General features: G+C 71.7%; 4 protein-coding genes and 1 pseudogene. All 5 read right to left on the bottom strand.

Annotated features, from left to right (window positions below; all coding sequences use genetic code 11):
* Positions 1-302 (bottom strand): annotated as a pseudogene (locus EV562_RS04600) (glucose-6-phosphate isomerase); the annotation flags it as partial.
* Positions 295-1,230, bottom strand: a complete 936-nt coding sequence (opcA, locus tag EV562_RS04595) for a glucose-6-phosphate dehydrogenase assembly protein OpcA (protein WP_133885320.1) — start codon at positions 1,228-1,230, stop codon at positions 295-297. The pseudogene EV562_RS04600 and the gene opcA, both read right to left, overlap by 8 nt.
* Positions 1,227-3,005, bottom strand: coding sequence for a glucose-6-phosphate dehydrogenase (gene zwf, locus EV562_RS04590; protein WP_133885319.1), 1,779 nt, complete (start codon positions 3,003-3,005; stop codon positions 1,227-1,229). The genes opcA and zwf overlap by 4 nt, the downstream gene beginning before the upstream one ends.
* On the bottom strand, positions 3,002-4,147 hold the full coding sequence (tal, locus tag EV562_RS04585; protein ID WP_133885318.1) for a transaldolase: 1,146 nt from the start codon (positions 4,145-4,147) through the stop codon (positions 3,002-3,004). The genes zwf and tal overlap by 4 nt, the downstream gene beginning before the upstream one ends.
* 29 nt (positions 4,148-4,176) lie before the next feature.
* Entirely contained in the window at positions 4,177-6,261 is a 2,085-nt protein-coding gene (tkt, locus tag EV562_RS04580) for a transketolase (protein ID WP_133885317.1), read from the bottom strand.
* Between the last annotated feature and the right edge of the window lie 95 nt (positions 6,262-6,356).

Here is a 6,356-nt window from a genome sequence, read left to right as displayed (position 1 = left end):
GCGGTGTGCAGCACCGCCCGGTCCTCGGTGATGTTGATCCGCTCACCGCGGAACATCGCGTCCCGCAGCCCGAACACGTCGGTCGCGGCGGCCAGCTCCTGGAGCAGGGCCAGCGTCTCGTCGGTGACGAGGTTCTTCGAGTAGTCGATGCGCAGGTCGCCGACGCGCACGACGTACCGTTCCGCCCGCCCGGGGTCCTGGGCGAACAGCTCGCGCAGGTCCGGGTGGGGCAGCGTCCCCTTGCTGTGGTCCGCGAGCGCGGTCCACTCCGGGCGCTGGTCGAGCTTGGGGGTGTCAGACATGAACAGGGTTCTCCTTGCCGGCCTCGCCGCGCAGCGCGACGGCGTACATCTCGTCCGCGTCGAGGCGCCTGAGCTCCTCGGCGATGAGTTCGGAGGTGGCGCGCACCTTCAGCGCGAGGGAGCGCGGGGGCTGCCCGGGCAGGGTCATCGTCGCGAGCGGTCCCTCGGGACGGTCGATGACGATCTCGCCGTTCGCCGTGCCCAGGCGGACGGCGGTGACGACCGGCCCGTCGGTGACCACCCGCTCCACCCGGACGGCCAGCCGGGCCTCCAGCCAGCGGGCCAGCAGCTCGGCGGCCGGGTTGTCCGCCTCGGCCTCCACGACCGCCGAGGTGACCGGCACCCGGGCCTGGTCGAGAGCCGCGGCCAGCATGGAGCGCCACAGCGTCAGCCGGGTCCAGGCGAGGTCGGTGTCACCGGGCGCGTAGGCGCGGACCCGGCGCTCCAGGACCTCCATCGGCCGCTCGACCGAGTAGAGGTCGGTGATCCGGCGCTGGGCCAGGGCGCCCAGGGGGTCCTTCGCGGGGTTGTCCGGCGCCTCCACCGGCCACCACACGACGACCGGCGCGTCCGGCAGCAGCAGCGGCAGCACCACCGAGTCGGCGTGCTCGGACACCTCCCCGTACATGCGCAGGATGACAGTCTCACCGGTGCCGGCCTCCGAGCCGACCCGGACCTCGGCGTCGAGGTGCGAGCGGGTGCGGTCGCGCAGGTTGCGGGGGTGGCGCTTGATGACGACCAGGGTGCGCGAGGGGTGCTCGTGCGAGGCCTCCTCGGCCGCCTTGATCGCGTCGTAGGCGTTCTCCTCGTCCGTGACGATGACCAGCGTGAGCACCATGCCCACGGCCGGGGTGCCGATGGCCCGGCGGCCCTGCACCAGCGCCTTGTTGATCTTGCTTGCCGTGGTGTCGGTCAGGTCGATCCTCATGGCCTGCGCCAGCTCCGTCCGTCTCGTGCGAGCATCTCGTCGGCTTCCCGCGGACCCCAGCCGCCCGACGCGTACTGCGCGGGCTTGTCGTGCGAGGCCCAGTACTCCTCGATCGGGTCGAGGATCCGCCAGGACTCTTCCACCTCCTGGTGGCGCGGGAACAGGTTGGCGTCACCCAGAAGGACGTCCAGGATCAGCCGTTCGTACGCCTCCGGGCTGGACTCCGTGAACGACTCGCCGTAGGCGAAGTCCATGGACACGTCCCGGATCTCCATCGACGTGCCCGGCACCTTGGAGCCGAACCGCACCGTCATGCCCTCGTCGGGCTGGACGCGGATGACGATCGCGTTCTCGCCCAGCTCCTCCGTCGCGGTGGAGTCGAAGGGGGAGTGCGGGGCCCGCTGGAAGACCACCGCGATCTCGGTGACCCGGCGGCCCAGGCGCTTGCCGGTGCGCAGGTAGAAGGGGACGCCCGCCCAGCGGCGGTTGTCGATGCCCAGCTTGATGGCCGCGTAGGTGTCGGTCGTGGAGGCCGGGTCGATGCCCTCCTCCTCCAGGTATCCGGGCACCTGCGCGCCGCCCTGCCAGCCGCCCGCGTACTGTCCGCGCACGGTGTGCTCGCCCAGCTCCTCCGGCAGCCGCACGGCCCGCAGCACCTTCAGCTTCTCGGTGAGCAGCGACGGCGCGTCGAAGGAGGCGGGCTCCTCCATCGCGGTCAGGGCCATCAGCTGGAGCAGGTGGTTCTGGATGACGTCGCGCGCCGCGCCGATGCCGTCGTAGTAGCCGGCCCGGCCGCCGATGCCGATGTCCTCGGCCATGGTGATCTGCACGTGGTCCACGTAGGACCGGTTCCAGATCGGCTCGTACATCTGGTTGGCGAAGCGCAGCGCCAGGATGTTCTGCACCGTCTCCTTGCCCAGGTAGTGGTCGATCCGGAAGACCTGCTCCGGGTCGAACACCTCGTGGACCAGGGCGTTCAGGTCGCGGGCGCTGTCCAGGTCGTGCCCGAACGGCTTCTCGATCACCGCCCGCCGCCAGGAGCCGTCCGGTGCGTCGGTCAGCCCGTGCTTCTTGAGCTGCTGCACGACCTTCGGGAAGAACTTCGGCGGCACGGAGAGATAGAAGGCGTAGTTGCCGCTGGTGCCGCGGGAGGAGTCCAGCTCCTCCACGGCCTTGCGCAGCTCCTCGAACGCGTTGTCGTCGTCGAAGTCACCCGGGATGAACCGCATGCCCTCGGAGAGCTGCTGCCAGACCTCCTCGCGGAACGGCGTGCGCGCGTGCTCCCTGACCGCGTCGTGCACCACCTGGGCGAAGTCCTGGTCCTCCCAGTCCCGGCGGGCGAAGCCGACCAGCGAGAAGCCCGGCGGCAGCAGGCCGCGGTTGGCCAGGTCGTACACGGCCGGCATCAGCTTGCGGCGGGACAGGTCGCCGGTGACACCGAAGATGACCAGCCCGGAGGGGCCCGCGATACGGGGCAGGCGGCGGTCCTGGGGATCGCGCAGCGGGTTGCTCCAGTCGAGCGGTGCCACCGGCTCGACGCCCTTCCCCTCGGTGCCCTTGCCCTTCGCTCCCTTGGCGGCGCGGGCCGTCCCGGTCTTCTTCGCGCTCCGGGATGCCTTGGCCGCGCCGGCCGCCTTCGCCGCTCCCGCGGCGCGGGACTGCCCGGCCTCCTCGGCCGGCGGCGGTCCCGCCGCCTCCTGGGCCGTCCGGGCTTCCTCGGCTTCCTTCGTCGCCTTGGTCTCCTGGACCGCCGTAGCGGGAAGCTCCTCGCTCATTCCCCGTCAACTCCCTTGCTGTCGAGGGACTTCGTCACGGCGGCGAGCAGGTCGTCCCAGGCCGCCTCGAACTTCGCCACGCCCTCTCGCTCCAACTGCTCCACCACCTCGTCGTACGGCACGCCGAGCCGCTCCACGGCTGCGAGGTCCGCCCGGGCCTGCGCGTACCCGCCGGTGACCGTGTCACCCCGGACGTCGCCGTGATCGGCGGCGGCTTCCAGGGTGGCCTCCGGCATCGTGTTCACGGTGCCGGGAGCGACCAGCTCCTCCACGTACAGGGTGTCCCGGAATGCCGGGTCCTTCACCCCGGTGGAGGCCCACAGGGGCCGCTGGGGGTTGGCGCGCGCGCCCGCGAGGGCGGTGAAGCGGTCGCCCGCGAAGACCTGCTCGTACGCCTCGTAGGCCAGGCGCGCGTTGGCCAGCGCGGCCCTTCCGCGCAGCGCGAGCGCCTCGTCCGTGCCCAGCAGCGTCAGGCGCTTGTCGATCTCGCTGTCGACGCGGGAGACGAAGAAGGACGCGACCGAGTGGATGCCGGCCAGGTCGATCCCGGCCGCCCGGGCCTTCTCCAGTCCGGCGAGGTAGGCGTCCATGACCTCGCGGTAGCGCTCCAGGGAGAAGATCAGGGTGACGTTGACGCTGATGCCGGCGCCGACGACCTCGGTGATCGCCGGGAGACCGGCCTTCGTCGCCGGGATCTTGATCATCACGTTGGGGCGGTCGACCAGCCAGGCCAGCTGACGCGCCTCGGCGACGGTGGCCCGGGTGTCGTGGGCGAGGCGGGGGTCGACCTCGATCGAGACCCGGCCGTCCCGCCCGCCGGTCGCGTCGTACACCTCGCGCAGCACGTCGGCGGCGGCGCGGACGTCGGCGGTGGTCATCATGCGGACCGCCTCGTCGACGGTCACGGCCCGGGTGGCGAGGTCGGCGAGCTGCTCCTCGTAGCCCTCGCCGGAGCCTATGGCGGCCTGGAAGATCGAGGGGTTGGTGGTGACGCCGACGACGTTCCTCGTCCTGATCAGCTCGGCGAGGTTGCCGGACTCGATCCGCCGCCGCGACAGGTCGTCCAGCCAGACGGACACGCCCTGGTCGGCCAGGCGCTGCAGCGCTCCCGCTGTCGCGGTTGCTTCGGTCACAGTGATCATCTTCTCTTTCTGCTTCGCAGGGGGTGGGCTCAGCCGCGGGCGGCGGCCAGGGACTCCCTGGCGGCGGCGGCCACGTGCTCGGCGGTGAAGCCGAACTCGGTGAACAGGGTCTCGGCGTCGGCGGAGGCGCCGAAGTGCTCCAGGGAGACGATGCGGCCCGCGTCACCGACGTACTTGTGCCAGGTCAGACCGATCCCGGCCTCCACGGCCACCCGGGCCCGCACGGAGGGCGGCAGCACGCTCTCGCGGTACGCGGGGGGCTGCTCCTCGAACCACTCCACGGACGGCATCGACACCACCCGCGTGGCGGTGCCCTCCGCCTCCAGCGCCTCCCGAGCGGCCATCGCGAGCCGGACCTCGGAGCCGGTGGCGATCAGGACGACGTCGGGGGTGCCGGTGGACGCCTCGGCGAGGACGTACCCGCCGCGCGCCGCGTCCGGGTTCGGGGCGTAGGTCGGCACGCCCTGCCGGGTGAGGGCGAGGCCGTGCGGCGCGGGGTGGGTGGAGTGGCGCCGGAGGATCTCGGCCCACACGGTCGCGGTCTCGTTGGCGTCGGCCGGGCGGACCACGTTCAGTCCGGGGACGGCGCGCAGCGCGGCGAGGTGCTCGACCGGCTGGTGAGTGGGGCCGTCCTCGCCCAGGCCGACGGAGTCGTGCGTCCACACGTACGTCACCGGCAGCTGCATCAGCGCGGACATGCGCACCGCGTTGCGCATGTAGTCGGAGAAGACCAGGAAGGTGCCGCCGTAGATCCGCGTGTTGCCGTGCAGCGCGATGCCGTTCATCTCGGCGGCCATGGAGAACTCGCGGATGCCGAAGTGCACGGTGCGGCCGTACGGGTCGGCGCCGGGCAGCGGGTTGCCCTCGGGGAGGAAGGAGCTGTTCTTGTCGATGGTGGTGTTGTTGGAACCGGCGAGGTCGGCGGAGCCGCCCCACAGTTCGGGCAGCACCGGGCCGAGGGCCTGGAGGACCTTGCCGGAGGCGGCGCGGGTGGCGACCGCCTTGCCGGTCTCGAACACCGGCAGGGCCTCCTCCCAGCCCTCGGGCAGCCGGCCGGCGACCACGCGGTCGAACAGCGCCGCACGCTCGGGAGCGGCGTCGCGCCAGGCGGCGATGCGCTTGTCCCAGGCGGCGTGCGCCTCGGCGCCGCGGTCCAGGGCCCGGCGGGTGTGGGCGAGGACCTCGTCGGCCACCTCGAACGACCGCTCCGGGTCGAAGCCGAGGAGGCGCTTGGTGGCGGCGACCTCCTCCTCGCCGAGGGCGGAGCCGTGCGAGGCCTCGGTGTTGCGCGCGTTCGGGGCGGGCCACGCGATGATCGTGCGCATGGCGATGATGGAGGGGCGCCCGGTCTCGGCCTTCGCCGCGGTGAGCGCCGCGTGCAGCGCGTGCACGTCGACGTCACCGCTCTCGGCGGGCTCGATGCGCTGCGTGTGCCAGCCGTAGGCCTCGTAGCGCTTCAGCACGTCCTCGGAGAACGCGGTCACGGTGTCGCCCTCGATCGAGATGTGGTTGTCGTCGTAGAGGAAGACCAGATTGCCCAGCTTCTGGTGACCGGCGAGGGACGACGCCTCGGCGGAGACGCCCTCCTGGAGGTCGCCGTCGGAGACGATCGCCCAGACGGTGTGGTCGAAGGGGGACTCGCCCTCGGCGGCATCGGGGTCGAACAGGCCACGCTCGTAGCGGGCGGCCATCGCCATGCCCACCGCGTTGGCCACGCCCTGGCCCAGCGGCCCCGTGGTGGTCTCCACGCCCGCCGTGTGCCCGTACTCCGGGTGGCCCGGCGTCTTCGAACCGTGCGTGCGGAAGGCCTTGAGGTCGTCCAGCTCCACCTCGTACCCGGCGAGGAAGAGCTGGGTGTAGAGGGTCAGCGAGGTGTGGCCCGGCGAGAGGACGAAGCGGTCACGGCCGGTCCACTCGGGGTCGGCGGGGTCGTGACGCATCACCTTCTGAAAGATCGTGTACGCCGCCGGAGCGAGGGCCATCGCCGTCCCCGGGTGGCCGTTGCCGACCTTCTGCACCGCGTCGGCCGCCAGGACCCGGGCGGTGTCGACGGCACGCCGGTCGGCCTCGGTCCATTCGAAGCGGTCCGCGCTGTCCACTGTCTGCGTGCTCATCTTCAAGAAATCCTCGATCGGAGCGAAGTAGCTGGTCTGACGCGTTCAAACTTAAAAGTCTGACTTTTTGGAGTGAAGGTCGTGGTGTGCCAGCC

Origin of the sequence: Streptomyces sp. BK208 (assembly GCF_004364245.1) — a bacterium.
Classification (GTDB): Bacteria; Actinomycetota; Actinomycetes; order Streptomycetales; family Streptomycetaceae; genus Streptomyces.
The sequence above is the reverse complement of the archived record's forward strand: the minus strand, read 5'-3'. Positions and strand labels throughout refer to the sequence as shown.

Bases quoted from the DNA above. Each gene is read 5' to 3' on its own strand.
- opcA (WP_133885320.1), bottom strand. From the start codon at position 1,230: ATGAGGATCGACCTGACCGACACCACGGCAAGCAAGATCAACAAGGCG.
- zwf (WP_133885319.1), bottom strand. From the start codon at position 3,005: ATGAGCGAGGAGCTTCCCGCTACGGCGGTCCAGGAGACCAAGGCGACG.
- tkt (WP_133885317.1), bottom strand. From the start codon at position 6,261: ATGAGCACGCAGACAGTGGACAGCGCGGACCGCTTCGAATGGACCGAG.
- tal (WP_133885318.1), bottom strand. From the start codon at position 4,147: ATGATCACTGTGACCGAAGCAACCGCGACAGCGGGAGCGCTGCAGCGC.